This window comes from Acinetobacter sp. A47, assembly GCF_000805455.1.
GTDB lineage: Bacteria > Pseudomonadota > Gammaproteobacteria > Pseudomonadales > Moraxellaceae > Acinetobacter.
The window spans coordinates 52697-79540 of the sequence record NZ_JSUS01000027.1 but is presented as its reverse complement, the minus strand read 5'-3'; the positions used below and the strand labels follow the sequence as shown (position 1 = coordinate 79540).

The following is a 26844-nucleotide window of genomic DNA, read 5'->3' as shown; positions in this document are numbered from 1 at the left end:
TAATACTAAGTGATAGTTTTCACATTTTTTCTATAAAACGTAAAGAACCGTATAACGATAATATTCGAGAGGCGGGAATGGCGATTCAATTATTAGAACTACAGCAAGCCGAGAAGCTAAGCGCTTGTAAAATCTCTCTTTCTTTGGGACTGAACTCAGAGCAGAACCTGCTTGAGCAATTTTTACAGTTTAACCGTAAACTGTTGCAAGCCAGTACGGCCTTGCTGGCTTTTCATCAGGAACCTTACCTGTGGCATCGTTGCCCTGAAAAATTAAGGGCAATTGACACTGCAAAAATTAGCAAAAGTTTAAATACACTTTTCGTCAATGGCGATCTGGTTGATTGTGATCATCCACAATATCAGACCCTGCTGGCTTTTCTCCATCCGATTAAAAAGAAAATCCAGTCAGCCATTGCCTTACACCTCAGGCATCCAGACCAGACTTCACTCGGTTATATCATCCTGCTGGATGAAACTGCACAAGGCTTTAACGAATTACAAAAACAATTGCTGCAAGAGCATTGTGCCAACTTCATGCAACAGCTTGAACTGAAATTCAACCACGACGAACTCAAAGAACTATACGAGCAAGAAGCCGCACTGAATTTTAGTAAAACCAAATTTTTCTCCATTATTTCGCATGACTTGCGGGCACCTTTTCACGGGTTACTTGGCTTCTCGGAAATACTGGCCAAAGAGCGTGACACGCTGGATGAATCGAGCATTCAGAATATTGCCGATTATCTTTATGAGACTTCGCAGTCGACTTATAACCTGCTGGAAAGCTTGCTAAACTGGTCAATGGCTGAGGGTGGACGCTTTGTCTATCATCCGATTAATTTCAAGTTGCGCCAGATCACCAATATTGTGACGGATGTCTTGAAAACCCTGGCGATCAAGAAAAATATTCAACTGATCAATGAAGTCGATGAAAACCTGAAAGTCTATGCCGATATGAACATGATCACTTCGGTGATTCAGAATCTGGTGTCCAATGCCCTGAAATTTACCGATGTGGATGGCTCAGGCAAAGTTTATATACAGGCGCAGCACAAAGGTACCTATGTCGAGATTTATGTCAGGGATACCGGTCTGGGCATGACGCCGGAGCAGATCAAAAACTTATTCCAGCCGCGCATTACCATGAGCTATAAAGGGACTGCCGGAGAAAAAGGGGCAGGACTGGGGTTAAGCCTGTGCAAGCGCTTTGTGGAAATGAATCTGGGCGAAATCAATGTCACTTCTACTGAGGGCGAGGGGACTGTATTTACGGTATTGTTACCGACCGAGCGTGAGCAGGTCGATTTATGTACAGATCAACAAAAAACCAGAGCGAAATTAGTCTAAAGAGATTTTAATGACAAGCTTGTAACTGATATAACTAAAGCAGATGAAATGACATCAGTCGAGCTTTTTGATATGAATGCGCAACAGCTACAAAAAACTTTGGTTGCCAGCCAGTATGCTGAACAGGTTTTAAATTTATACCCGGCCGAATTAGAACAAGACTATAACTCAGACCGGTTTCTTGACGGATTATCGACCGATAGCATTTATCAAAAAGTACAACAGGCCGTAGCAGAGCTCAAAGATGAACAGGCATGGATGAAGGCTTTACGGGTATTACGTGCCAAGCTGATGTTCCGCTGGATCTGGCAAGATGCCAATCAACTGACCAATGTAGTCACGCTGACGCGTGAACTGTCCGATTTTGCCGATGCCTGTATCTGCGCGGCCAAAGATTTTGCACTTCCTGCCCTATTGGCCAAGCACGGCGAGCCGATCGGTTATTCCGGCCAGTTGCAAGACCTGATTGTCATCGGCATGGGCAAGCTGGGCGCGCAAGAGCTGAACCTGTCCAGTGATATTGACCTGATTTTTGCCTTTGATGAACAGGGCGAAACCAATGGGCGTAAATGTATTGATGTGCAGCAGTTCTGTATTTTGTGGGGACAAAAACTGATTTATCTGCTCGATCACATTACTGCCGATGGTTTTGTATTCCGCGTCGATATGCGCTTGCGTCCGTGGGGGGATGGTTCGGCTCTGGCCATCAGTCATAGCGGGCTGGAAAAATATTTAAGCCAGCATGGGCGTGAATGGGAGCGCTATGCCTGGATTAAGGCGCGCGTAATTACGGGTGGCAAAGCGGGTGCAGAGCTGCTGGACATGTCGCGTCCATTCGTATTCCGCCGTTATGTTGATTACTCTGCTTTCGCTGCCATGCGTGAAATGAAGGCCATGATCGAGCGTGAAGTCATGCGCCGTAATATCGAAGAAGATATTAAGCTCGGCGCCGGCGGCATTCGTGAAATTGAATTTATTGTACAGGTGTTCCAGCTGATCTATGGCGGGTCGAAGCGTGAGCTACAAGACCGTCAATGTCTGGTCAATTTACATCATTTAGGCGAAGCCGTGTTGCTGGACCAGCAGGCTGTGATTGATCTGGAAGATGCCTATCTGTTTTTAAGACGGGTGGAACATGCCATTCAGGCCTTGAATGATCAGCAGACACAATCCTTGCCTACCGAACCGGAACTGAGACAGCGCATGCTGGATACCTTGGGCTTTGCCGACTGGCCTGCATTCATGCAAGTGTTGAACCAGAAGCGCGACAAGGTCAAGGTACAGTTTAAACAGTTGATTCAGGAAAAAGAGTTTGCTGAACCGGTGGATGATTTTGTCCAGCTTGAACAAAAACTCAATGCGGTACTAGATGATGATGCCAGAAACCTGATCCAGAACTTCTGGCATGGCCAGGCCCTACGCAAGATTCCGGCCAATGCGCTGGCTCGCCTGAAGAAATTCTGGCCGCATTTGATTGAAGCCATTTTACAGTCCGATCAGCCGCAAATGGCGCTATTACGCTTGATGCCATTGGTCGAGTCGGTGCTGCGGCGTACCGTGTATCTGGTGATGCTGATGGAAAGTCGTGGCGCCTTGCAGCGACTGGTAAAAATGGCGACGGTCAGTCCGTGGATTTGTGAAGAACTGGCGCAATATCCCGTCCTGCTGGATGAATTCCTGTCCATGGATTTTGGCCTGCCGCAACGACAAGACCTTGAAGATTCGTTACGCCAGCAATTACTCCGGATCGAGATTGATCAGGTTGAAGACCAGATGCGGGTGTTGCGTTTATTTAAAAAGAGCAATGTGCTGGCTGTGGCAGCCAGTGACGTGCTGGCAGAAAGTCCATTGATGAAAGTGTCAGATGCACTGACCGATATTGCCGAAGTCAGTGTACAGGCGACCTTGCGTTTGGCTTATGAAGCTGTCGCAGTACGGCATGGTTATCCTCTGGGCAATGACGGGCAGCGCTGTAGTCTTGATCATAAAGGCTTTGCCGTGATTGCCTATGGAAAGTTGGGAGGGATCGAGCTGGGTTATGGCTCAGATCTGGATCTGGTGTTTATTCATGCCCTCGAAGAGCAGGGCGAAACCGATGGCCGTAAAAGTATTAGCGGAGCCGAGTTTGCCATTCGGGTGGCACAGAAGTTCATGTCACTGATGACCACGCAAACGCTGGATGGGCGCGTTTATGAAATTGATACCCGCCTTCGTCCTTCGGGGGAGGCCGGTATGCTGGTGACCAGCTTAAAAGCCTATGAACAGTATCAGCTGAAAAATGCCTGGCTATGGGAGCATCAGGCCTTAGTCCGTGCCCGTTCGATTGCCGGTGATCAAAGTTTATGCCAGCAGTTTGAGCAGATCCGTTGCCGGATCCTGACACAGCCACGTGAAGAGAATGAAGTCCGGACAGAAGTGTTAAAAATGCGTCAGAAGATGAAAGATCATTTGGGATCATCTTCTGAGCAAAAAAAACATGGTATTTTTCATTTAAAACAGGACTCAGGTGGTATCGTTGATATCGAATTTATGGCACAGTATGTTGTGCTTGCATGGAGTGGGACGAATACAGATCTCGCCCATTTTTCCGATAATGTAAGAATTCTAGAAGATGCTGCTAAAGCAGGCTGCTTATCCAGTGAAGATGCCACAGCATTAATACACGCTTATCTCCGTGAACGAACTGAGAGCCACCGTCTAGCGCTTGCAAATCAATCTATGCAAGTCAATGCTGCGGATTGGCGCGATACCCGGGAGATCGTTTGCAAGTTATGGCAAAGATTAATTGATCCAACTGCGCAAGCATTGGAAAGTGAATAATTGTGTAAAAAAGAAAATGGAGTATGTGCGATGAGTTTGGCTGATCGTGATGGTTTTATTTGGCAAGATGGAAAATTGGTTGACTGGCGTGATGCAAAAATTCACGTCCTGACTCACACATTACACTACAGTATGGGTGTCTTTGAAGGCGTCAGAGCCTATGAGACACCAAATGGAACCGCAATCTTCCGTTTACAAGATCACACTAAGCGCTTATTAAATTCAGCAAAAATTTATCAGATGAATGTTCCATTTGATCAGGCGACATTAGAACAGGCACAAATTGATGTGGTGCGTGAAAATAAACTGGCGTCTTGCTATTTGCGTCCATTGATCTGGATTGGCTCTGAAAAGCTTGGCATTGCAGCGACAGACAACACCATTCATGCGGCAGTGGCGGCATGGGGCTGGGGTGCATATTTAGGTGAAGAAGCAATGGCACGCGGTATTCGTGTAAAAACTTCTTCATTTACGCATCATCATCCAAACGTGACCATGTGTAAGGCAAAGGCATGTGGTAACTATACGGTATCAATTCTGGCGCATCAGGAAGTGGCGCGTTCAGGTTATGACGAAGCCATGTTGCTTGACCCGCAAGGTTTTGTTTGCCAAGGGGCGGGCGAAAACGTCTTCCTGATCAAGGATGGCGTGCTGCATACCCCTGACCTGGCCGGTGGTGCACTGGAGGGGATTACCCGTCAAACCGTGATTACCATTGCCAAAGACCTGGGTTATGAAGTGGTTGAGCGCCGGATTACCCGTGATGAGTTCTACATTGCAGATGAAGCATTCTTTACCGGTACCGCGGCAGAAGTCACCCCAATCCGTGAATACGATGACCGTGAAATCGGATGTGGTTCACGTGGCCCGATTACGACTGAAATCCAGAAGACTTTCTTTGATGCAGTTCAAGGCCGTAACGAAAAATATGCGCACTGGTTAACCTATATCAAATAACGGCAAACCCGTACAAAGGCGAAGCTTCGGCTTCGCTTTTTTATTGACGAATTAATACTAAAAAAAATAATCAGCTCTATGCTAAGATGGCATTATATTCAGTGCATATGCTTCGACGCTTTTGATTTTTAAGATAAAGCCAGCGCGCATATCTCAAGCATTTAAGGTTAGCAGATGGTAGATATTCAACAAGATTCGGCAACTCCAGAAGACAATGTCATTTTGTGTATGAAATGGGGAACCAAATATGGTGCCGAGTACGTTAACCGTCTTTATAACATGGTCAAACGTCATCTGACCTTGCCATTTAAAATGGTCTGCCTGACGGATCGTACCGAAGGCATTGATCCTGCCATTCAATGTTTTCCGATTCCATCGCTGGATTTACCCGCAGGCAGTCCGGAACGTGGCTGGAACAAACTGTCGACTTTTGAACCGGACCTGTATGGCTTGAAGGGCAACGCCTTGTTCCTCGATCTGGATGTGGTGATTGTGGATAATATTGACTGCTTCTTCCAGGCTGAAGGCGAGTTTCTGGTGATTCATGACTGGAAACGACCATGGCGTATCACCGGTAACAGCTCAGTCTACCGTTTCAAACTGGGGGCCTTTCCTGAGATCTTGCCGTACTTCCGCGAGCATTTTGATGAAATTCGCCACAAGTTCCGTAATGAACAGGAATATTTGTCCTGGTTTGTGCATAAAGAAGGCAAGCTCAGCTATTGGGATAAAGACTGGTGCAAGAGCTATAAATACCATTGCTTGAGAAAAGTCCCTTTTGCTTACTTCCAGCCACCTGTTAAACCGAAAGGTGCAAAAATCATTATTTTTCATGGCGAGATCAATCCACCGGATGCGATCAGCGGCGGGGGCGGTAAGTGGTACCGTTATGTGTTGCCATCGGACTGGATTAAGGAGTCCTGGCAGTAAGCCCCAGCGGCTTCATTTTTAAGGCCCGGGACGTCAACCATAAAAAAATCAGGCGATCTGCCTGATTTTTTGTTGTTCGCGGTTTAGATATTGTGGTACTGGCGGTACCAGTCCACAAAGTTTTTCACCCCATCGACCACTGAAGTGGCGGGCTTGTAGTCCACATAGTGTTCCAGTGCCGTGCTATCTGCAAAGGTATCAGGCACATCACCAGGCTGGAGGGGAAGAAGGTCTAAAATGGCTTCTTTGCCTGCTGCCTTCTCAATCGCCTGAATATATTCAATCAGCTTGACCGTACGGTTATTGCCAATGTTAAAGATTCTAAACGGGGCATTACTGGTCGACGGGTTCGGGTGATGACTATCCCAGGTCTCATCCGGTGTCGCAATCTTGTCACTGGTACGGATAATGCCTTCGACAATATCATCAATATAGGTAAAGTCACGGGTATGGTTACCGTGATTAAACACCGGAATCGGTTTGCCTTCAAAGATGTTTTTGGTGAACTTGAACAGTGCCATATCCGGACGGGTCCATGGACCATATACAGTGAAGAAACGTAGTCCTGTGGTGGGCAGCTTGAATAAATGGCTATAGCTATGCGCCATCAGCTCATTGGCACGTTTGGTGGCCGCATAGAATTGTAGCGGGTGATCCACGCCATGCTGTTCGCTAAAAGGCATGGTGGTATTGGCGCCATAGACACTACTGGTGCTGGCATAGGTCAGATGTGGTGTTTGCGCATGGCGACATGCTTCTAAAATATTGGTAAAGGCAATCAGGTTGCTTTCGACATAGCTATGCGGATTTTCCAGTGAATAACGCACGCCTGCCTGTGCGGCCAAATGAATGACACGATCAAACTGATGCGTTTGGAAGCATTGATCTACCACCGCCTTATTGGCGAGATTGTCACGAATCAGGGTAAAGCTGCCAGTATCCGATCGTTCTGCCACTAGTTGTAACTGTTTGACGCGTGCTTCCTTGAGTGCAGGGTCATAATAATCATTAAAATTATCAAAACCAACCACTTCATCGCCGCGTTCAAGCAGTTTCTGGGCTACACTAAAGCCGATGAAACCAGCAGCACCTGTGACTAGAACTTTCATTCATCGCCTCCAAAAATATCTCGGGTATAAACTTTATCTTGTACATCTAACAAATCGCTGGAGAGGCGATTGGCAATAATCACATCACTGGACTGTTTAAATTCATTCAGATCCTGGGTAACCTTGGACTTAAAGAAACTGACCTCATGAAAGGTGGGTTCATAAATGATGATTTCAATGCCTTTGGCCTTCAGGCGTTTCATCACCCCTTGAATGGCAGAGGCACGGTAATTGTCCGATCCGCTTTTCATCACCAGACGATAGATACCGACCGTACCCGGGTTTCTTGCGATAATCGAATCGGCAATAAAATCTTTGCGGGTACGGTTGGCATCAACAATCGCCTTGATCAGGTTGCTTGGCACATTGTTATAGTTGGCCAATAACTGTTTGGTGTCTTTGGGCAGGCAATAGCCGCCGTAGCCAAATGACGGATTGTTATAATGACTGCCAATACGCGGATCGAGACAGACCCCGTCAATCACTTGTTTGGTATCCAGACCGAAACTTTGTGCATAGGTATCCAGTTCATTGAAGAATGCCACCCGCATGGCCAGATAGGTGTTGGCAAACAGCTTGATGGCTTCAGCCTCGGTAGAATGGGTCAACAGGACTGGAATATCCTGCTTGATCGCACCTTCGACCAGTAAGTCTGCAAATTGCCGGGCACGTTCAGACTGTTCTCCCACGATGATCCGGGACGGGTAGAGATTGTCATGCAGGGCTTTGCCTTCACGTAAAAATTCAGGCGAAAAGATAATGTTTTCAGTCTGGTATTTGTTTTTGACTTGTTCGGTAAAACCGACAGGCACCGTTGATTTGACAATCATGGTCGCGGCAGGATTAATCGCGAGCACATCCTGAATCACACTCTCAACACTCTGGGTATTGAAGTAATTGCTTTGAGGGTCGTAATCGGTCGGGGTTGCAATGATAATAAAATCAGCATCCTGATAAGCAAGATGCTTATCTGTCGTTGCGCTGAAATTCAGGTTTTTTTCTTTTAAAAAAACTGAAATATCATGATCTTGAATCGGTGATATCTTATTGTTTAACAGATCTACCTTGCTCTCCAGGATATCAAGTGCAATGGTTTCATGGTGTTGTGCAAATAACATTGCATTTGACAATCCCACATATCCAGTTCCAGCAATCGCTATTTTCATAAGTACCTAACAGATTCGAAATACATGACGGACGATTAATAGGATAGCCAGAGTGAACCGAGTTTTAAATCCCATTCTACTGGTGTAATGACCATTCGTCCTGCATTTGGTGTAAGTGTAATTTCACTAAAGTAAACGTGATCCTGAGATAATAAGAAATCTACCCGACTATAACCATACGTGAAACAGAGTTTTTCCGATAATTCAACAATATTTTTCAATTGTGCGGGCTTGGCCAAGGCATTTGGCGAGTTTTCCTTGAGATCGACGCGAAATGGCTGCAAGTTCCATTCGGTGTCATACATGTTTGAATAGTCGTTGCCGTGAGCGTCCTGTACATCGATTTCCAGATATTCCGGACGGCCTTCAAAACAATGAACCCGACAGGTGGTGATGGTGGCCCGGGTCGCCGGATCAACATATAAGTCAACATATTGTTCAATCAGGATCTTGGGGCAGATGTCCTTATAATGCCACTCGCGTTTCCTGAAATACATGTTCTTTTTCATGTGATTCTTGATTTTGGCCTTGACCGTGGCGACATCAAGTTTGCTTTTATCACGGCAAATCTTGGCACTGCCGCTGTCATGGGTGCATTTCAACACAAACTGGTTGGGTAATTGCTCAAAATCGATTTCATCTGCACAGGCATACACTCCCACCAGAGGAACCAGATATTCACTTCCCACTTTTGCTGAAATTAAATCTCTGACGGCGCATTTATCCGCTAACTTGGTAAAAAACGGACTCCGCTCATAAATCATGCGCGCTGTTACTTTTTCATTGAAACTTTTTGGAGCTGAAAAGTCAGGGGCATAGCCCAACTTACACATAAAACGTTTGGTGAGATATTTTTTATCCGAGACAAATCTGGTTCTGATTACTTTTGCTTGGTATTCAAAATAGTCATAGTTAATCATTTTTAAAAAAGGTGTAATCCGAGTAAATTAGTCGACAATTATAGTAAAACCGCTGAAAATCGTCTAATAAAAAAGTAATATATTTTTTTACTAACTGATTCCAAAAGGTTTGATTTTGTTAAGGTTTGTGAGATTTAAGCGAATGTTAACGCAATCGGTAACAAACAGAAATGTGCACGCTGAATCAAACCATCAAGGGGATAAAACCCTGGATAAAGATAATAGTTTGATTTATATGAAATGATGGACTCAGCAATACTGCAAGCATTACGAAAAGAGACTGCCTGTACTCAAAGCAGTAATGTTATCATAGGCCATTAGATTAAACATCTTTAGCCGTATTTTCGTGCTTTTTAATGGTTTAAGAGTGAATTGATGAGTGAAATGATGCAACCGGTTGATGTGGTGATTGCCTGGGTTGATGGCAATGACCCGAAATTGAAGCAGAAACGTCTACAGTATCAGGGCAAAACACAGGCTTCTGATGCCGTGAGTGATACACGTTTTGCAAGCAACCATGAAATTTACTATAACGTTGCATCCATTTTAAAATATGTTCCTTTCTGTCGTCATATTTATATTGTGACCGATGGGCAGAAGCCGCAATGGATTGAGGACTTTGTCACGGATGGTATCTGTGAGGCCGACAAGATCAGGATTGTTGATCATCGGGAAATTTTCTCAGGTTATGAACAATACCTACCGACTTTCAATACCCGTTCAATTGAAACCATGCTCTGGAATATTGATGGGCTGTCAGATTATTTTTTCTACTTGAATGATGATTTCTTTTTTAATGCCCCCGCCCAAAGAGACGATATCCTGTCTGATCACAAAATGGTGATATACGGGCATTGGCAAAGTAGTTTCATGCTCAGGGCCAAGCTCTGGTACCGCAAATTGTTAAACCAGTATTTTGCCAAGCCGGTTCAGCCGAAGCACATGATTGCACAGATGCTTGGGGCAGATAGGCTTGGATTCAAACGCTTTTTTGAAATTCATCACTATCCGCATGTGGTGGATCGCAGGATCTTGCGTGATTATTTACTTGCCCATCCTGCTTTTTTGCAAAAGCAGATCCAGTACAAGTTTCGTAGTGTAGAGCAGGTCAATCCGATCTCGCTGATGAACCATTTGAAAATCCAGCAGGATGAAGCGCTGTTAAAACCCGATCTTGAAATTGCCTATCTGAAAAATGAAAGCAGTCTGGACAGCTTCTTGCACAGTCTGGGCAATGCGCAGATTAAATATGGCTGTATGCAAAGTCTGGATCAGTTGAGCGAAGACGCGGCCCACCAGATTTATCTGGCATTGAACCAGAAATTGGCTGGCTATATACCGCAGGTTTTACTGGCTGAAACGGCCAAAGGATAAAAAATGAAAGTTGTAACCTATCTGATTAATCTGGATGGCAGCGATCAACGTCTGGCCAGTGCAACGGCACAGTTGCAGCAGCAGAACTGGCCGTTTATTCGCTTTGCAGCCTTTGATGGCCGTGGCAAGGATTTATCCGAGTTTAAACAGTATGATGATGCGGCAGCCAAGCAGATTTTAGGGCGGAGCCTGCTGAATTCGGAGCTGGGGTGTTATCTGAGTCATTATGGTTGTGCAGAGAAATTTCTGGAAACCGATGCCGATTATCTGGTCGTACTGGAAGATGATATTCAGGTTCTGCCTGATTTTAAAAAGAAAATGGAAGCTCTGTTAAACTACTTGCAGCAACATCCGGCGCTGGACTGGTATGTGGTGAATCTCGCAGCGAAAAAGAAAAAGCTTGCCAAGGATATTATCCAGCTGGAAGGCTATCACTTATGGCATGCCTATTATTTCCCCATCCGTGGCGTTGGTCTGGTCTGGTCGAGAAAAGGTGCTGAAGAGTTCGTGAAGCTTGGAAAAAACATTCATGTACCTGTCGATATTTTCTTTCAGGGCTGGCTCAGTAAAAACGGTAAAGGACTTGGGGTCTGGCAGCCTTTTGTAAAACCTGCCGGTCTGGATAGCGATATTCTGGGGACTGTTGCAACGCAGGGCATCCAGCGTAAGGATCTGGAAAAACGGGATGCCTCTCATGGCTTGAAAAAACAGAAACGTATGTGGCGTGATCGTTTTTATGCATTCAAGCATCTTTATTTTTAATTCATATTGTCTGGGCAAATCACCTGAGTAAAAAGCTGAGGTAGTTTGAAGATATGGCTGAGTAACCTGTATGAAAATATTTAAAAAAATATTCTATCTCTTGAAGTTCTATACGATGTATTCGAACAAGAAGAGAGGGGGAAATCCAGCCATCGACAATGAAGCAGATTTGATTGTACTCAATCCGGTCACTCCTGATGCGGTTATTCCCAAGAAAATCTGGATGTACTGGGAAGGCCCGGTGGCCGGATTTGTAGAAAAGTGTGTAGAGCAGGTGAAAAAGATAAATCCTGATTATGAGGTTCATTTTCTTACGCCTGATACGGTCAAGAACTTCTGCGATATTGATTTTTCCCGATTTCCGCAGGCGACACCCCAGCAAAAAGCCGATCTCATCCGTTTTCAGCTGATCTATCAATATGGCGGTATCTGGCTGGACGCCAGTATTATTGTCTATGAGCATTTGGACTGGATACAGGAACTGGTCACAAAGACCCATACCGACAGTTTTGCCTATTATCGTGCCAAAAATACCACGCTTAAAGCCTATCCTGTACTGGAAAACTGGTTACTGGCAAGCACGGAAAAAAATCCGTTTTTCAAGTACTGGTTTGATGAACTGGCTAAGGCAATTGAACTGACTCCCAAAGCCTATCTGCAACAATTAAAACAAACCGAACCTCATTATCAGGACTTGTTCCAGCATATTGGCCGTCTGGAATATCTGGTGGCATATGTGGCCTGCCAGAAAGTCATGCGCCAGCATTTGCCTAGTATGTGCCTGATTAACTGCGATAAAAACGCCTTGTTTTTTCAAGTGAAAAATCAATGGGTAAAAGAGAAAGTGCTGATCGATATGGCAATTCATTATCCACCTGCGCAAATGCCACGGTTGATCAAGCTTGCTGGCAAGGAGCGGGGAATATTGAGCCATTATCATACTAAAAACATGTACTTTAATGGCTCATTGCTTGATATTTAAGGACTTTTGACTAAAGCCGGCTGGGCAACAAACTGCCTTAGATGCTGATATTTGGGTTGATGCTCAAAATAACGTGCAGACTCTAAGGAACCGATGATGGACAAATGCCGGCCATCCAGAGAGTACGGTGTATTGCGGTTAGCCATATGATCCGGTGTAAATAGATCGCTACGGGTTAATAGCAGCGTATTTTTATGCTTATACACGATATCGTTAATGATGGCCGTGGCTTGTACTTGCTGTCTGGCTTTTATATTGTCCAGATAGTTATTGAGATTAAAATCCCGGTCAAGCCAAAGTGCCCGCTTAAATAATAAACTGATATTTTTATTAAAGGCGTACGGCTCGGACATCACGATGACTTTTTTATGATGTTGTTCTGCTATTGCTAGCAGCTCGGCAAATCCTTGTTGCTGGCTCTGGCCTACAATATCCGACCAGCGTCCGGCAAATATCAGCACATCATACTGATCCATATGATGCGCTAAGAAATTACGGTTAAATAAACATTGCTGGTAGGAGGCTGATAATCGATCACCTGTAAACTTGTCATTTAAGCTTGGGTAACACCAGTTTGTCGAAACCGTTTGCACCTTTAAGTCCAGCTTTTTCCCGATGGTGTCCCAAAACGGGCTGTTATGTCCTGCAAATGAATCACCAAACAATAAGGCTTTTTGGGCTTCTGGGGCTTTGGAGCCGACATAACAGGAGAGCCCCTGTGTACCAACAGCAAGATCTGGATGGGTTTTAAGGTCATAGAAACACCAGCCATTTGATGTGCTTGGCATCTGTATAGGCTCGGCACTAGCCAGATAAGTGTGGCTTGCGCGGGTTTGAACCCCGTCCTGACTGATATATTTATAAGAAAAGTATGCCACTGCAATGATTGCAAAAAATAAAACATACAGCTTTTTCTTATCCCATTGCTGGACAAAACGGCGACTGCTTTCAATATATTTATAACTCAGCCATCCCAATATAAATGAAAGAATGAGCGCGAGGCCTAGATTGAAAAACTGATGAGGAATAAAAAAGTAATTGAGCAGGAAGGCAACGGGCCAGTGCCATAAATAAATAGAATAAGAAGCACTCCCGATATTTTGAATAACGGTTAAGCGGGTAAACCATGAATCCTGGCGGTTTGCAATCAAAATGAGCATGGTCCCGGCGACAGGCAGCAAGGCAGCACTCCCGGGCCAGGGGGTATTCTGGTTAAGTAATGCCAAGCTGCCGAGTATGAGCAGGAAACCTGCTCGCTCACTTAGCTTTTTTAAAGTCGACGAAAGTTGCACATCCTTAAAGTAGTAATAAACCAGTCCGCCTGCAATCAGTTCCCAGGCACGGGTCAATAACTTAAAAAAGGCATACATCGTATCTTTCGGGGTGAGATAGATACAGTAGCCCAGTGATGCAACACATAGAATTCCTAAAAATATTCCGACATGCTTTAGTCCCTTATTGAGCTTGTAATAAAGCACAAGCAAAACAGGGAATAACAGGTAGAACTGCCACTCTACAGAAAGAGACCAGGTATGTAACAGGGCTTTTTCATGGGCATCTATCGCGAAATAATCCCCAGCTTGCGCATAGTAGAGATTATTGGAAAGAAACATCAAGCTATAACGTGCATCTTTGGCAAAACGTTTATAGTCTTCGGGAATAAAGATAAACCAGCCAATTATGGTCAAGACCAGCACCAGAAATAGCAGGGCTGGAAAGATACGGGTTATTCTGGCGAGATAAAAATCACTTAATGAAAAGCGTTGTTTTTGCAGATTTTCAAGAATAATTTTCGTCATCAGGTAGCCGGAAATGACGAAAAAAATGTCGACGCCTAAAAAACCAGCTGCAAAACCGGTGATCTGGAAGTGAAAAAGTACGACAAAAATTACAGCGTAAGCTCTTAATCCATTAATGTCAGACCGAAAGTTGGTGACGCTCATGCAATAATATCTATGAAAAATTGGTATTGTATGAGCGTTTAATTAAATAGGGATTAACTGTATTGTATATTTTATTAAGCCGTTTCTTCACATTGTCTTCAATATCTTTAAATCGTTTCTGCAGACACTTTATTGAAAGACTGGATGGCACTGTTTGGCGATAAGTTAAAAACCTTGATCTGGTCTTCTTGAAACAAAGCCGCCGCCAGATCGAAGGCCTCCAGAACGGTTGCCATATGGGTATCCAGTAGCGTCGGCTGCTTATTATCAGCCGTTTCATAGAACCGAGGTTTGGAAAAATCACTCATATCCAAACCGGCAATGTAGATTTCCTGATAATGCAGTGAGTAGATCACCTGTAATGCAACATAGGCTACAGTAAAGTAATCAAATGTTCCGCTAAACACATCTCTGGAAAAACCAAAGTCATTGCGGACATAAAAGTTTGGATTATTTTTATCGACCGGTGTTGCTCTATCGAGAAAAACCTCCACTATATCTCGGGTAATGGTTTCTATTGTTTTGAATTTACAGCAGATATCCTGAAATTTAACGCGTCTTAAAATCATGTCCAGACAGCGGGGCGTGGTGTAAAAAGTACAGTCTGATTTTAAAACTTTTTGTACCAGATCAAACCGGCATTCAACAAAATTATGATCAATAATAATATAGGTATTGAAATGCAGGCCTTCCAGAGCGATTGCGCCATTTACGCCAATATAATCAATATCGCTTCTTTGAAAAATGTCTTTTGGTAATTGCTGTATTGATGGGCCGGTCGCAATCAGCATGCATTTTTGGTTGGGGGTCGGGATACTGAGCAAGTTGTCCGAGATGAGCTGCTCTTTATAATAGATTTTTTCCAGACGGGCCTGTTGATCGCGTTGGGCGCGATAAAGTGGCCAGAAGCGGCGGTTGTGTTTGTAGGCTTTAGGGTAAAAGATTTTATAGATGAATTTATAAATGTTTCGTAACAAGGAATCTGGAAAGGAAGGAAGCATTTAAAAACTCGTCTATCACTCAATGGTTGGAATTAATGCCATAAAGATTGAAACCGGATATAAGCGGGGAACAGCATCGGGCGACATTCCCCCCATTGGTTTAGTCATCTAGAGAAAAGCTTTTTTTCTTGAATTTGGATTTGAGGCTGTCTAAAGAACGTGTCAACCAGCTCTTCTCATCTTGCGGACGGGTCACCTTGTTGCCATGATAATGCACTTGAGTTGCTTTAGAAAATGCGCCAAAAGGTGCTACGGTATAGTTTTCCGGACGATAACCTGCCGCGAGGGCTTCCTGATAATACTGATCAAAAAGCTGGGTTAAATCTTCGCGAGGATGAGGCATGATTTTTCCATCAAACCAGTGTTTTTGACCTGATGCTGCAAGGCGAGGCAATGAATATTTATGGCTGAACTGGGTGCCCATATCTGAATAATGCAAAATTTTAATTTGCTCGATTCCCAGACCTTCCCCATCAATATTATTGTATGAATCCTGATAAGGCTGCACGAGTTCCGGTTTATCCTTTAAAAGCTGCATGAGCTTTTTATGGCTGTCCGGGTCTGCCTGAATCTCTTTTAAAGATGGGAGATATTGCCGGGCTTTTTCGCAATCCCAGACACAGGTACATAGGCGTGCTGAATTTTTGCCACCTTTTGCAATAACGATTGCCTCTTCTGATTTAGGGTGTGCCCACAGTTCGGCAATATCACATAGCACTACTACATCGGCATCCATGTAGATTGCGCGGCCCTGAAAGTTACACGACTCGGGAATCGCCCAGCGGAAGCCTGAAAAAGGAGTCGCCCATTTTTCTGTGTGCCAGCCTTCGTGAGTTTCCTGGTTGGTATACCATGGACTGTCCGGATTATGGCTGAGTTGCATCCACACAATTTCAACCGGGTGTTGAGTATGCTTGCGAACGCTATAATCCAGTACCATCATTTGTTCCAGATCACAGTTGTTTGGATCACAACCCACAAAAATTTTAATGACTTCGCTTTTCATATCTACACACTTTTCATCAATTTTAAGAGTCGATGCAGCAAGAAAATCTAAATTATCTTTGAGCGACTGCAGAATAAGATTCAACACATCCAATTATTATAGCGCTTTTAACTTTTCCAGTGTGTGTAAAGTTTTTATCTGATTCTTGTGTGTAGATTGTTAAGTTAATTTTATGAATATCAGTGGTTTATTTAGTTTATTAAAGCATCTGTCGTTACCGTAGGGCCATATCCGATATATACAGTAGGATAAAAAAACAGTATTCTGCCATTGTATTTTTTCTTATCATGTGGTCGATTCAGTTAGCGTTATGCAGAATTATGTTATTAGCCTCGTCTCAGCAAATGAGCGCCGTGAACACATTTCATCAGAATTTGGTAAGTTTGGGATAAACTTTGATTTTTTTGATGCGGTAACGCCCGATAAAATTCATCAGATTGCTGAAGCGTTATCCATAGATCTTCGCCATACCGATTTAAGACCGGGAGAAATAGCCTGTTTGCTGAGTCATGTCATGCTGTGGAAACGGGCTATCGATTTAGATCTGGATTTTATCGGTATCTTTGAAGATGATATTCACCTGGGAGAAGATGCCGGAAAGATCCTTTCTCATCATAGCTGGATTCCTGAGGATGGACACATTATCAAAGTGGAGGTGTTCTATCCGGAGGTAGTCGCTTCAATGAAGTTGAAACTACTCAAAAATCTGAACAGAAGACTGTTTACGCTTAAATCCAAGCATATGGGGACTGGAGGTTATATTCTTTCCAAACAGGGTGCCAAAGACTTGCTGGCATTTATTCAGGGTTATCAAAAGCTGATTCCGATCGACCATATCATGTTTAAAGATTATCTGGAAAATGGCGCATATAAAATTTACCAGATGTCTCCGGCAGTGTGTGTTCAGGATTTTATCCTGATGAGAGAGAAGACAAGTTTACCCAGCTCGTTGTCAAATGAGCGTAAACTCAGAAAAGGCTCTACACGCCGTATCAGCAAGAAATTGATGTTCAAAGATAAAATGATGAAAGAGCTCATGCGTATCACGACCCAGTTTAGACGCTTAATGCGGGCTGAATTTATCATTAAGATTAATTTTAAATGATGTTAGTTGTTGAATTTTAATGTTTTATTTTTTTGGTAAATACTTTTGTTATTGACTAAAGCGGACTGAAAAACTAAGATAAACTTCGATTTATTTTCTCATGGTGCATAGGCCTTTTATGCTAACAATTTTTGGCTTTCATACTGATGATAAGCTATATAGAAAGCATGCCCAAATTCTACAACGCTCGGCCGAAAAGTTTGACATCAACGTTCATTTTAGTGAATTCTCAAAAGATGATTGGCAAAAAATCATCGCGTTCAAGCCAACTTTTATTGCACGTATGAGAAGAGAGCTGCAAGGACCAATTTTATTTGTTGATGCAGATGCCATTATTCTAAAAGATATCCGTCCGTTTTTTGAATCACTTCAAGAGGACATTGCAGTTCACTATATTAATGATAACCGTCTGATTAGCAGTACGGTATTTATTAATGATACACCCAATGCCCGCTTGTTAATGGACGAATGGGAACGCCGGCAATTACAACAGCCCGACCGTTGGGATCAGGTGGTGTTGCAAGAGCTGGTGGATGAGTGGGTCGAACAAAAACGGATTACCCTGAATAAACTGCCGCCAAACTATACGTTTATCTTCGATACTTCAAGACGGACTTATGGTGATCGTGTTGAACCGATCATTGAACAGTTACAGGCAAGCCGTGATAAGCGCTGGATTGATAAATATCAGCGTCGAAATGCCATCCATCAATGGCTGATGCGTATTCCATTCTTGCTAAAAAGCACACGTAAGATTGTGAGCCGGCATAATGTCGTGAATAGTCGTGCCGAGCGATTAGGCATTGATATTCGGTTGACGATTGATGACCTGATCTAATTCTTCGCAATCACTACTCAAGCGCCCTAAATATGTTTAGGGCTTTTTTTATTTCCTGGCTTTAACCCTTGAACGAATAAAATAGCGAATGATCATAAAGAGTTGAGACAAGCTAAGCTTGCTTGCCAGGTTTTTGAGTTGTCTTTTCTCTAGTAAAAAATCATCGTCGAGCTGGCGATAATGGTATTTGTGGTGCAGTTGCTGTTTATAAGGTTTTTTGCCACGCTGATCTTCTAGCCAGGAACCGATAAAATGATGGGTTGCATAGTTCGCAGGTAAATCCAGACAAAAATAGTGAGAAGCAAAAATATGCAAGCTATGTTGCCCATCTGAACCGGTCTGATTGGTATCTCGGGTTTTATCAATCCTGAACTGTTTGGAAATTATATCCGAGATAAAGGCCGTGTTGGGCGGTTCGTGTCCGGAATAGGTTTTGTTGTCATAATAGTTGAGAACACTCCGGGTCAAACTATGTTGAGGAATAGCTCCCCAAACTGCAGTAAAGGGGAGGTTGGCTGCTTCAAAACCACTAAATGCTTCATATTGCAAAAACTCATCAAGCGGATACTTTAACTCTACGTCCGTATCAAGATAGACGCCACCAAATTCGTTTAAAGCCCACGCCCGTACATAGTCTGAAACAAAAGCATATTTTTTGTGTTGATAGGCTGTCTTTGGAAAAATATGGCTTTCAATATCAAAGCTTTCTTCATTCCAGAGTTTGAATTCCCAGTCAGGGCAATGTCTGTGCCAGCTATCAATATATTGATGCAGATGAGGAGGGAGAGGTTTTCCTCCAAACCAGCAGTAATGGATAATCTTTGGAATCATAAGCTATTCAGTTTTTGCGATGGCGAGTGAATTGAGCCGCTCACTCATTTTATTGATAAAAATCTTTTTCAAGATTTCCTCTAAACCGTTTATAGCCCCACATATATTCAGCAGGAAAGCGGTTAATCATCTGCTCAACTGCCTGATTGAGTGCCGTGGTTGCAACCTCGATGTCCCGGTCATAAAGAGCCGGATCATTCAGGTCATCGCAATATACGTCAAAACCTTCACCATCTGCACGGCGGAAACAGCTTAGCCCAACTAAACGACATTGGGTTTTTTGAGCCATTTTACTGGCCAGCGTACTGGTGAGGCAGGGAATCCCGAAAAAAGGCACCACGACACCGCCAGACGGGTCTGGCACATGATCGGGTAAAATCACACTGAAACCACCTTGCTTCAGATTTTTAAATAAAGCCTTTACGCCGGAGGCATCGGTTGGAACCAGCGTAGCATTGAGGCGTTGACGTGCATGTAAGGCAAAGTGATCAAAGCCTGAATCTTTCATGGGCTTGTACATGATGGTCGGGATACCATATTGGTGTACCCAGGCATTCATCATCTCCCAGGTCCCCAGATGTGGCGTGATGATCAGTGCGCCACGCGGATCGCTGAGTGCCTCGGTCAGGACTTCCAGCTGATGCACGGTATGAATCTGGCGAATGCTCCACTCTGGCGGCATGGCCCAGCATTTACCTGATTCAATATAGCTGAGGCACTGCCTGGTTACACTTTCCCGTGCCAGTTGCTCCTGCTGCGGCTGGCTTAAATCCGGATAAGCCAGTTTAATGTTGACTCTGGTTTTCCACAGCATACTTTTCTCAGGCTTCTGATTGATAAAGTAGGCTGCCACTTTTGCGATGCCTCGCAAAACGGCCAAAGGTAAAATACGGAGCAGAGTAGGGTAAAACGACATGATACTTAGTCTTGTTTATCCGAATTGCCTTTCAGCACCATGTAGATTAATGCAACAAAAATCAGTAAGGCACCTACCAGACTGCTGACACAGAAATATAAAATACGCTGGTTGGTGGTCATATTGAAAAGTTCATTTGCCAGGATGTAACGCATAAAGAACCATTGAGCAAGCGAAAACACAATAATTACAATCGTGTGTCGACGTACATCAGGACGCATTGCCATAAGACTGACCTCTCAATAAAAAGCAGTCTATTATGCCATTAGCGGACATGATCTCAAAGTAAAACTCGGTATTATAAAAAAACCCTGCAGCGCGCAGGGTTTTTGTTGAAGCATAAACTCAGGGTTTATTTTTCTTCAGCTTTTGGTTTTTCACGTAAACGGATACCCAAGTCACGTAACTGGTTGGCTTCAACCGGTGCTGGCGCCTGAGTTAACGGACATTCAGCAGTCTTGGTTTTCGGGAATGCAATTACATCACGAATCGAAGAGGCCCCTGTCATGAGCATGATCAAGCGGTCAAGACCGAATGCCAAACCACCGTGCGGAGGCGCACCATAACGTAATGCATTCAATAAGAAGCTGAATTTCTCTTCGGCTTCTTCTTCGCCAATGCCTAACGCTTCAAAAATGGCTTTTTGCATTTCCAGCGTATAGATACGCAGTGAACCGCCACCGATTTCAGTACCGTTCAATACCATGTCGTAGGCAACAGAAAGTGCTTCACCCGGATTGTTCTTCACTTCTTCAACACTTGATTTTGGCAGTGTGAATGGGTGATGAACAGAGGTCCATTTGCCGTCATCTGTTTCTTCGAACATCGGGAAATCAACCACCCAAAGCGGTGCCCACTCACACGTTGCAAGATTCAGATCATGACCGATCTTGACACGAAGTGCGCCCATTGCATCGTTTACAATCTTGGCTTTATCTGCACCAAAGAACACGATGTCGCCATTCTCGGCACCTACACGTTTCAATAGATCAAGTACGATTGGCTCGATGAATTTCACGATTGGTGACTGAAGACCTTCAATGCCTTTTTCCAGTTCGTTGACCTTGATGTAAGCCAGACCTTTTGCACCATAGATACCGACGAATTTGGTGTATTCATCAATTGCACTACGTGGCAATGAACCAGCACCAGGAACACGTAAAGCTACGATACGACCTTTAGGATCTTTGGCAGGACCAGCAAAAACCTTGAATTCAACGTCTTGCATCAAGTCTGCAACGTCAACCAGTTTCAATGGAATACGCATATCCGGTTTGTCAGATGCATAGTCACGCATTGCATCTGCATACGTCATGCGTTCAAACTTATCGAATTTTACATTCAATAATTCATCGAACATCTTAACCGTCAGGCCTTCCATAAGATCCATGATGTCATCGTCACTCATGAACGATGTTTCAACGTCGATCTGGGTAAATTCAGGCTGGCGGTCTGCACGTAAGTCTTCGTCGCGGAAACATTTGGCAATCTGGTAATAACGGTCGATACCACCGACCATCAACAACTGTTTGAACAGCTGTGGTGATTGTGGAAGCGCGTAGAAGCTACCATTTGAAACACGGCTTGGTACCAGATAGTCACGTGCGCCTTCTGGTGTAGCACGTGTCAGGATCGGGGTTTCAACGTCAAGAAAACCATGATCTTCAAAATAGTTACGGATCAGGTTGGTGACTTTAGAGCGGAAACGTAAGCGCTCCAGCATTTCCGGACGACGGATGTCCAGGAAACGGTATTTCAAGCGAATTTCTTCTGAAATATTGGTGTTTTCGTCATTCAAAGGGAATGGCGGAGTATCGGAAGCTGCAAGAACTTCGATTTCTTTACCTAAAACTTCAATCTGGCCACTCACCATGTTGGCATTTTCAGTACCTTCATAGCGACGACGAACACGGCCTGTAATTTTTAATACAAATTCAGAACGTGCCTTATCTGCTGTTGCGAATGCTTCCGGAGTATCAGGATCGATGACGACCTGTACTAAACCGTCACGGTCACGCATATCCAGGAAAATAACACCGCCATGGTCACGGCGACGATGAACCCATCCGCATAAGGTTACGGTTTGGTCGATTTGGGCTTCAGTTAAAGAGCCACAGTAATGAGTGCGCATCATATTGAATTATGTATCCAAACTATATTGGCTGTAGACGGTGAATGCGTAAACAGCGCACCACCAATGAAGGGGAGATTATGCCTTGTTGAACGTATTGTCTCAAGTGTTAATGTTTTCAAGCGAATTGAAAACAACAGATCACGCTGACTAAGCCGATTTGAAGTGTCCCGTTCGCTGCAAAATCAGGAATAACAGACAGGCCAGCGTGAATACGCTTAAGCCTGCCTGGGTAAACTCGTTAATGGATTTGCCAATAAAGAAATAGCGCTGGCTGTTCCACACATCGCTATGGATATGGCGGCTATAATCCCACACAGAAAAAAGCCCGGTCAGCAGGGACAGTAGCAGGCTGAAGCAGACAAACCGCTGGATAGAGAGGGCGACTGGCCGGTTGGTGCGGTGGTTCTGATAATAATGCCAGCTCATCCTGACGATGAAGGGTAAGGCGGCAAGGGATGAGCCAATCTGCAAGATAAAGTGCAGTGGATAATGAAAACCAAATAAGTCGACGTTTTGGGAAAGAATTTCTTTAAAGGCAAAACTACGATCATCAAGATGGGTGAGTCCATCCCAGATTAAATGCGTGGCAGTCCCTAAAATAATGGCAAAGCAATTCATTAATATAAAAGTGATTATTTGTTCAAATGAATGCAGCTTGCATGAATCCTGTACCCCCAGAAAACGGTAAAGCACAGGCCGGTAAATTAAATACCACAATAAGCAAAAGCATAGACCGATCGGCAGGTTCGGAAATAAGATACCTGACCATTGATGGGTTAAGGCGATATTGTCTGGGGTAAATAATCGATACAGGTCGGGGGTCATACAGCCAATGGCCAAGGCTGCTACCGGTAAATGTCCCTGACTCAGTTTGGATAAAGGTGGAGCAAGCACCGCATGGGAAAGCGTAAAAGGCATATCGTGGAGGCATAACCATTTATGACAAATATGAAAAGGCAGTGTAGCAAATGATTTCTGGCAGACTGTTTTTTATTGCAAAATAAATGAAATGTTATAATATAACAAAACAAAGATTAACCAATTCGAGACATGGTATGTCATTTCAGCAGAATATCCTGACCTTATCTATTTTAGCCATCGCATCCGTATCTGCCTTTGCCGCAGATAATGAACAGGTGGCAACTCTGGACACGATCCGTATCAAGGCCCATCCGCTTGAGCAGACCTCAAAAGATTTTGCAGTAGCCGACACGGTTGTAGATGAAAAACGTTTACAACAGGGGGCTGTCACCATTGGTGAGGCGCTGGGCAGTGAGCCCGGTATTTATTCAAACCAGTTTGGTGCGGGCTCTAGCCGGCCTGTGATTCGTGGTCAGGACGGGCCACGTGTCAAGATTCTGCAAAACTCATCTGAAAATATTGATGTCTCGACCTTGTCTCCTGACCATACAGTTACGGTCGATCCGGCACTGGCCAAGCAGGTGGAAGTGATTCGCGGGCCATCTACCTTATTATTTGGCGCGGGAACCGTTGGCGGGCTGGTCAATGTTAATGACAGCAAAATCCCGACCCAGATGCCGGAAAAAGGTTACGAAGGGAATGTCGGTTTACGTTACAACACCGGCAGTGATGAAAAGCTGGCAACTGCAGGTGTCACGGTTGGGCTGGGTGATCAGGTGGCGTTACGGGTCGAGGGGCTGAAACGTGAAGCCAATGACTATATCGCACCTGACTATCGCCATGAAGGTGAGAAAGAGCGCCGTGTCGGCAATACCTTTGCCAAAGGCGAAACCGTCAATGTTGGCTTATCTTGGATTTATGATCGCGGTTTTACCGGAATTTCTTATAGCAACCGCCAGGATCAGTATGGCTTGCCGGGACATAGCCATGAGTACGAGAGCTGCCATTTACACGGTTTGAGTTTGCATTGTGGGGAACATGATCATGATGGGGAGGACGATCACGATCATGACCATGATCATGCCCATGAGGCAGGACCGTGGATTGACCTGAAATCTGAGCGTTATGATGTGCGCACAGAATTGAATGATCCATTTGCCGGCTTTAAAAAGTTACGTGCGCAAGCCAGCTATACCGATTATCAACATGATGAAATTGAAGAAGACACCATCGCCACTCGCTTTAAGAACAAGGGCTATGATGGACGTTTAGAGTTGGTACACAATCCGATTGGCCCATGGGAAGGGGTAATTGGTACGCAATATGGTCAGCAAAAACTGAAACTGACTGGTGAAGAAGCTTTCTTGGCGCCGAACACCACCAAGAAGTGGAGTATCTTTGGCTTAGAGCATGCACAATTTAATGATGTTCATGTTGAACTGGCAGCTCGTGCAGAAAAACAGAAAATTGATATTGAGGACTCAAGCAAAAAAGATTTTGACGGTTCAGCCTTTTCTGTTTCGGGCGCTGCCAACTGGGAGTTTGCACCAGACTATAAACTTTCTCTGGTTGCCTCACATCAGGAGCGTTTACCGCTGGCGCAAGAGTTATATGCCAATGGCGGACATTTTGCCACCAATACCTATGAACTGGGCAATGATCAGCTGAAGAAAGAAAAATCCAATAATGTCGAGCTTGGGTTGCATTATGACAATGACAAGTTTGACTACCATGTGCATGTCTATCACAACTGGTTTGATGACTATATCTATGCGCAAACGCTAGACCGTTATAAAGATTTCCGTTTAGTGAAATATACCCAGGATCAGGCACGTTTCTATGGTGCAGAGGCGGAAGCGGGTTACCAGATCTCGGACATGTATAAAGTCAGTGTGTTTGGTGATTATGTTCGTGGCAAGATCGACAATGAAAATGCACCGCGTGTGCCGGCTGGACGCTTAGGTACCAAGATCAATGCAGACTTTGGGGATGGCTTTAGCGGTTCGGCCGAGTACTACCATGTGTTCCAGCAAGACAAGATTGCAGCGTATGAAACCGATACCCAAGGTTATAACATGTTGAATCTGGGCGTGGCGTATACCGGTAAATACAGCAATGTCGGCGATTATCGTGTGTATTTCAATGCCAATAACCTGCTGGATGATCAGGTGTATCAGCATGCATCATTCTTGTCGACCATTCCACAGGTGGGCCGTAACTTCACTGTCGGGGTGAATTTTAACTTCTAATTTTTCACTTAAATCTTATTGAAAAATCAAAGTATAAGCTCTAGCCTACATAAAGTTCCCCCTCTTTGATAAAGAGGGCTGGGGAGATTTTTATTCGGCTAGGGCTTTTTTTGTTTATATGCGCATCTTCCAACGAATCCATCGAAAATTAAACTGGTCAGGTCGACGTTACATGGCAGTCATATTGAGTATTTTTGCGATTGGGTACATTGCTTCGGCAATCTATCACACAGTAAAACCACTCCCGAAAGGGCTGGATTTTACCGGGCAATTGCGTCATGCCAATGTGAAATTTTTAGCCGATCAGACCTATATCGATGCCCAAGGCCAGCAACAGGTAGATCAGCATATTTTCAAGGAAGTCTTCCATTTGATTGATCAGGCCCAGACCACCATTGTGCTGGATATGTTCCTGTTTAATCAGGAAGTCGGCGCTTCTAAGGTGAAACAGTTGCCTCTGATGCAAGAATTGACTGATGCGCTGATCGTGAAGCGTCGCTTGCATCCCAATGTTGAAATTGTGGTGATTACCGATCCGATCAATTCGGTGTATGGTGGCATGACACCAAAACATTATCTGCAATTGCGTCAAGCAGGTGTGGATGTGATTGAAACCGATTTAAAACCATTGCGTGCCTCTAATCCGCTCTGGTCTGGGTTGTGGTATATCTGCTGTCAAAATCTGGGCAATAATCCTGAGGGGGGCTGGTTAAGCAGTCCGTTTGGCAATGATAAGATTACTTTGCGCAGTTATCTGGAGTTATTCAATTTCAAGGCCAATCATCGTAAAACCTTGGTGGTTGATACGGTGGATGGCTGGAAAAGTCTGGTGACCTCGGCCAACCCACACGATGGCAGCTCGCATCATAGTAATGTGGCGCTGGTGGTGGATGGGCCAACTGCGATTGATGTTTTACAAACTGAACAGGCGGTTGCCAACATGTCGCAAGGTTCCAGTCCATTTGTAATTATGGGTGGCTTAAGCGAAGACAAGACCTTGCCTCAGGTACAAGTGCTGACTGAAAAAGCCATTTATACGGCTATCTTGAACATGATTCAGACGGCAAAGCGCAATGAGCATCTGGACATGGCCATGTTCTATTTGTCGGAACGCAATATTATTGAAGCCCTCAAACAGGCGCAACAACGTGGGGTCAATATCCGGATCATGATCGACCCGAATAAGGACGCATTTGGCCGTCAGAAGAATGGCATGCCGAACCGTCAGGTGGCATCGGAGCTCAATGCTGCCGGTATTCCAATCCGCTGGTGCGATACGCGTGGTGAACAGTGCCATAGCAAGATGTTGCTGAAATACAATGCCCAGCAAGCTGAAATCATTCTCGGTTCTGCCAACCTGACCGCACGCAACCTGAAAAACTATAATCTTGAGACCGATATGCGGGTGCTCGGTTCGGCACAAGCGCCGGTATTTAAAGATGCAGGACAGTACTTTGATGCCGCATGGAGCAACGCCAATGCCCGTCAGATCACGGTGGATTATGCAAAATATGCCGATGAATCCAAGATAAAATACTGGATTTACCGTTTTATGGAGTGGTCGGGTCTCTCGACCTTCTAATTGGCGCTA

Annotated in this window: 22 protein-coding genes; 11 read left to right on the top strand and 11 right to left on the bottom strand. The window is 44.4% G+C overall.

Features of this window, described 5'->3' with window-relative positions:
- Window positions 1–77: 77 nt before the first annotated feature.
- From OC23_RS06180 to OC23_RS06165, 4 genes are all read left to right on the top strand, one after another.
- Window positions 78–1349, top strand: coding sequence for a sensor histidine kinase (locus OC23_RS06180; RefSeq protein ID WP_038343589.1), 1272 nt, complete (start codon window positions 78–80; stop codon window positions 1347–1349).
- Between the two features lie 48 nt (window positions 1350–1397).
- Window positions 1398–4169: a bifunctional [glutamate--ammonia ligase]-adenylyl-L-tyrosine phosphorylase/[glutamate--ammonia-ligase] adenylyltransferase gene (glnE, locus tag OC23_RS06175; protein WP_081407299.1), complete on the top strand. Its 2772-nt coding sequence runs from the start codon at window positions 1398–1400 to the stop codon at window positions 4167–4169.
- A gap of 30 nt (window positions 4170–4199) precedes the next feature.
- The gene (locus OC23_RS06170) at window positions 4200–5126 is read left to right on the top strand and encodes a branched-chain amino acid transaminase (RefSeq protein WP_038343588.1); all 927 of its coding nucleotides are present in this window, start codon (window positions 4200–4202) and stop codon (window positions 5124–5126) included.
- A gap of 174 nt (window positions 5127–5300) precedes the next feature.
- Entirely contained in the window at window positions 5301–6056 is a 756-nt protein-coding gene (locus OC23_RS06165; protein ID WP_038343587.1) for a hypothetical protein, read from the top strand.
- Between the two features lie 83 nt (window positions 6057–6139).
- On the opposite strand, the gene OC23_RS06160 is transcribed toward OC23_RS06165, so the two are convergent.
- From OC23_RS06160 to OC23_RS06150, 3 genes are read right to left on the bottom strand one after another with little or no spacing between them, the layout of a single operon-like run.
- Window positions 6140–7165, bottom strand: a complete 1026-nt coding sequence (locus OC23_RS06160) for an NAD-dependent epimerase (protein ID WP_038343586.1) — start codon at window positions 7163–7165, stop codon at window positions 6140–6142.
- A complete protein-coding gene (locus tag OC23_RS06155; protein WP_038343584.1) occupies window positions 7162–8331 on the bottom strand; it encodes a nucleotide sugar dehydrogenase in 1170 nt (389 codons plus the stop codon). Before OC23_RS06155 ends, OC23_RS06160 begins: the two co-directional genes overlap by 4 nt.
- A 35-nt stretch (window positions 8332–8366) precedes the next feature.
- Window positions 8367–9251, bottom strand: coding sequence for an ATP-grasp fold amidoligase family protein (locus tag OC23_RS06150; RefSeq protein ID WP_038343583.1), 885 nt, complete (start codon window positions 9249–9251; stop codon window positions 8367–8369).
- Window positions 9252–9626: 375 nt separating this feature from the next.
- Between OC23_RS06150 and OC23_RS06145 the strand changes: the two genes are divergently transcribed.
- The 3 genes from OC23_RS06145 (at window position 9627) to OC23_RS06135 (ending at window position 12369) form a co-directional block, all read left to right on the top strand.
- Window positions 9627–10625, top strand: a complete 999-nt coding sequence (locus OC23_RS06145; protein WP_038343582.1) for a Stealth CR1 domain-containing protein — start codon at window positions 9627–9629, stop codon at window positions 10623–10625.
- A 3-nt stretch (window positions 10626–10628) separates the two neighbouring features.
- On the top strand, window positions 10629–11387 hold the full coding sequence (locus OC23_RS06140; protein ID WP_038343580.1) for a glycosyltransferase family 25 protein: 759 nt from the start codon (window positions 10629–10631) through the stop codon (window positions 11385–11387).
- Window positions 11388–11457: 70 nt separating this feature from the next.
- Window positions 11458–12369 (top strand): glycosyltransferase family 32 protein, encoded by a 912-nt coding sequence (locus OC23_RS06135; RefSeq protein WP_038343579.1) that lies wholly within the window; start codon window positions 11458–11460, stop codon window positions 12367–12369.
- On the opposite strand, the gene OC23_RS06130 is transcribed toward OC23_RS06135, so the two are convergent.
- The 3 genes from OC23_RS06130 to OC23_RS06120 all read right to left on the bottom strand — a co-directional run bounded on the left by OC23_RS06130 (window position 12366) and on the right by OC23_RS06120 (window position 16319).
- On the bottom strand, window positions 12366–14312 hold the full coding sequence (locus OC23_RS06130; protein WP_038343578.1) for an acyltransferase family protein: 1947 nt from the start codon (window positions 14310–14312) through the stop codon (window positions 12366–12368). The two genes, OC23_RS06135 and OC23_RS06130, sit on opposite strands and share 4 nt — an antisense overlap.
- 107 nt (window positions 14313–14419) lie before the next feature.
- Window positions 14420–15313 (bottom strand): LPS biosynthesis protein, encoded by an 894-nt coding sequence (locus OC23_RS06125; RefSeq protein WP_038343576.1) that lies wholly within the window; start codon window positions 15311–15313, stop codon window positions 14420–14422.
- Between the two features lie 100 nt (window positions 15314–15413).
- Complete coding sequence (locus tag OC23_RS06120) at window positions 15414–16319, bottom strand: glycosyl transferase (protein WP_038343688.1); 906 nt, start codon at window positions 16317–16319, stop codon at window positions 15414–15416.
- 310 nt (window positions 16320–16629) lie between these two features.
- Between OC23_RS06120 and OC23_RS06115 the strand changes: the two genes are divergently transcribed.
- Together OC23_RS06115 and OC23_RS06110 are read left to right on the top strand one after the other, a co-directional pair.
- A complete protein-coding gene (locus tag OC23_RS06115; RefSeq protein ID WP_038343574.1) occupies window positions 16630–17424 on the top strand; it encodes a glycosyltransferase family 25 protein in 795 nt (264 codons plus the stop codon).
- A gap of 118 nt (window positions 17425–17542) precedes the next feature.
- Window positions 17543–18262, top strand: a complete 720-nt coding sequence (locus OC23_RS06110; protein ID WP_038343573.1) for a putative nucleotide-diphospho-sugar transferase — start codon at window positions 17543–17545, stop codon at window positions 18260–18262.
- 48 nt (window positions 18263–18310) lie between these two features.
- On the opposite strand, the gene OC23_RS06105 is transcribed toward OC23_RS06110, so the two are convergent.
- From OC23_RS06105 to OC23_RS06085, 5 genes are all read right to left on the bottom strand, one after another.
- Window positions 18311–19093, bottom strand: a complete 783-nt coding sequence (locus OC23_RS06105; RefSeq protein WP_038343572.1) for a glycosyltransferase family 32 protein — start codon at window positions 19091–19093, stop codon at window positions 18311–18313.
- A 49-nt stretch (window positions 19094–19142) separates the two neighbouring features.
- A complete protein-coding gene (locus OC23_RS06100) occupies window positions 19143–20009 on the bottom strand; it encodes a lysophospholipid acyltransferase family protein (protein ID WP_038343571.1) in 867 nt (288 codons plus the stop codon).
- 5 nt (window positions 20010–20014) lie between these two features.
- Window positions 20015–20236, bottom strand: a complete 222-nt coding sequence (locus OC23_RS06095) for a hypothetical protein (RefSeq protein ID WP_038343570.1) — start codon at window positions 20234–20236, stop codon at window positions 20015–20017.
- A 125-nt stretch (window positions 20237–20361) separates the two neighbouring features.
- The gene (aspS, locus tag OC23_RS06090; RefSeq protein WP_038343568.1) at window positions 20362–22143 is read right to left on the bottom strand and encodes an aspartate--tRNA ligase; all 1782 of its coding nucleotides are present in this window, start codon (window positions 22141–22143) and stop codon (window positions 20362–20364) included.
- A gap of 147 nt (window positions 22144–22290) precedes the next feature.
- Window positions 22291–23061 (bottom strand): DUF4184 family protein, encoded by a 771-nt coding sequence (locus OC23_RS06085; protein ID WP_038343566.1) that lies wholly within the window; start codon window positions 23059–23061, stop codon window positions 22291–22293.
- Between the two features lie 137 nt (window positions 23062–23198).
- Here OC23_RS06085 and znuD point away from each other — a divergent pair, with 137 nt between their 5' ends.
- Both znuD and OC23_RS06075 read left to right on the top strand, forming a co-directional pair.
- Entirely contained in the window at window positions 23199–25253 is a 2055-nt protein-coding gene (znuD, locus tag OC23_RS06080) for a zinc piracy TonB-dependent receptor ZnuD (RefSeq protein WP_038343565.1), read from the top strand.
- Window positions 25254–25371: 118 nt separating this feature from the next.
- On the top strand, window positions 25372–26835 hold the full coding sequence (locus tag OC23_RS06075) for a phospholipase D family protein (RefSeq protein ID WP_171194759.1): 1464 nt from the start codon (window positions 25372–25374) through the stop codon (window positions 26833–26835).
- Window positions 26836–26844 lie beyond the last annotated feature (9 nt).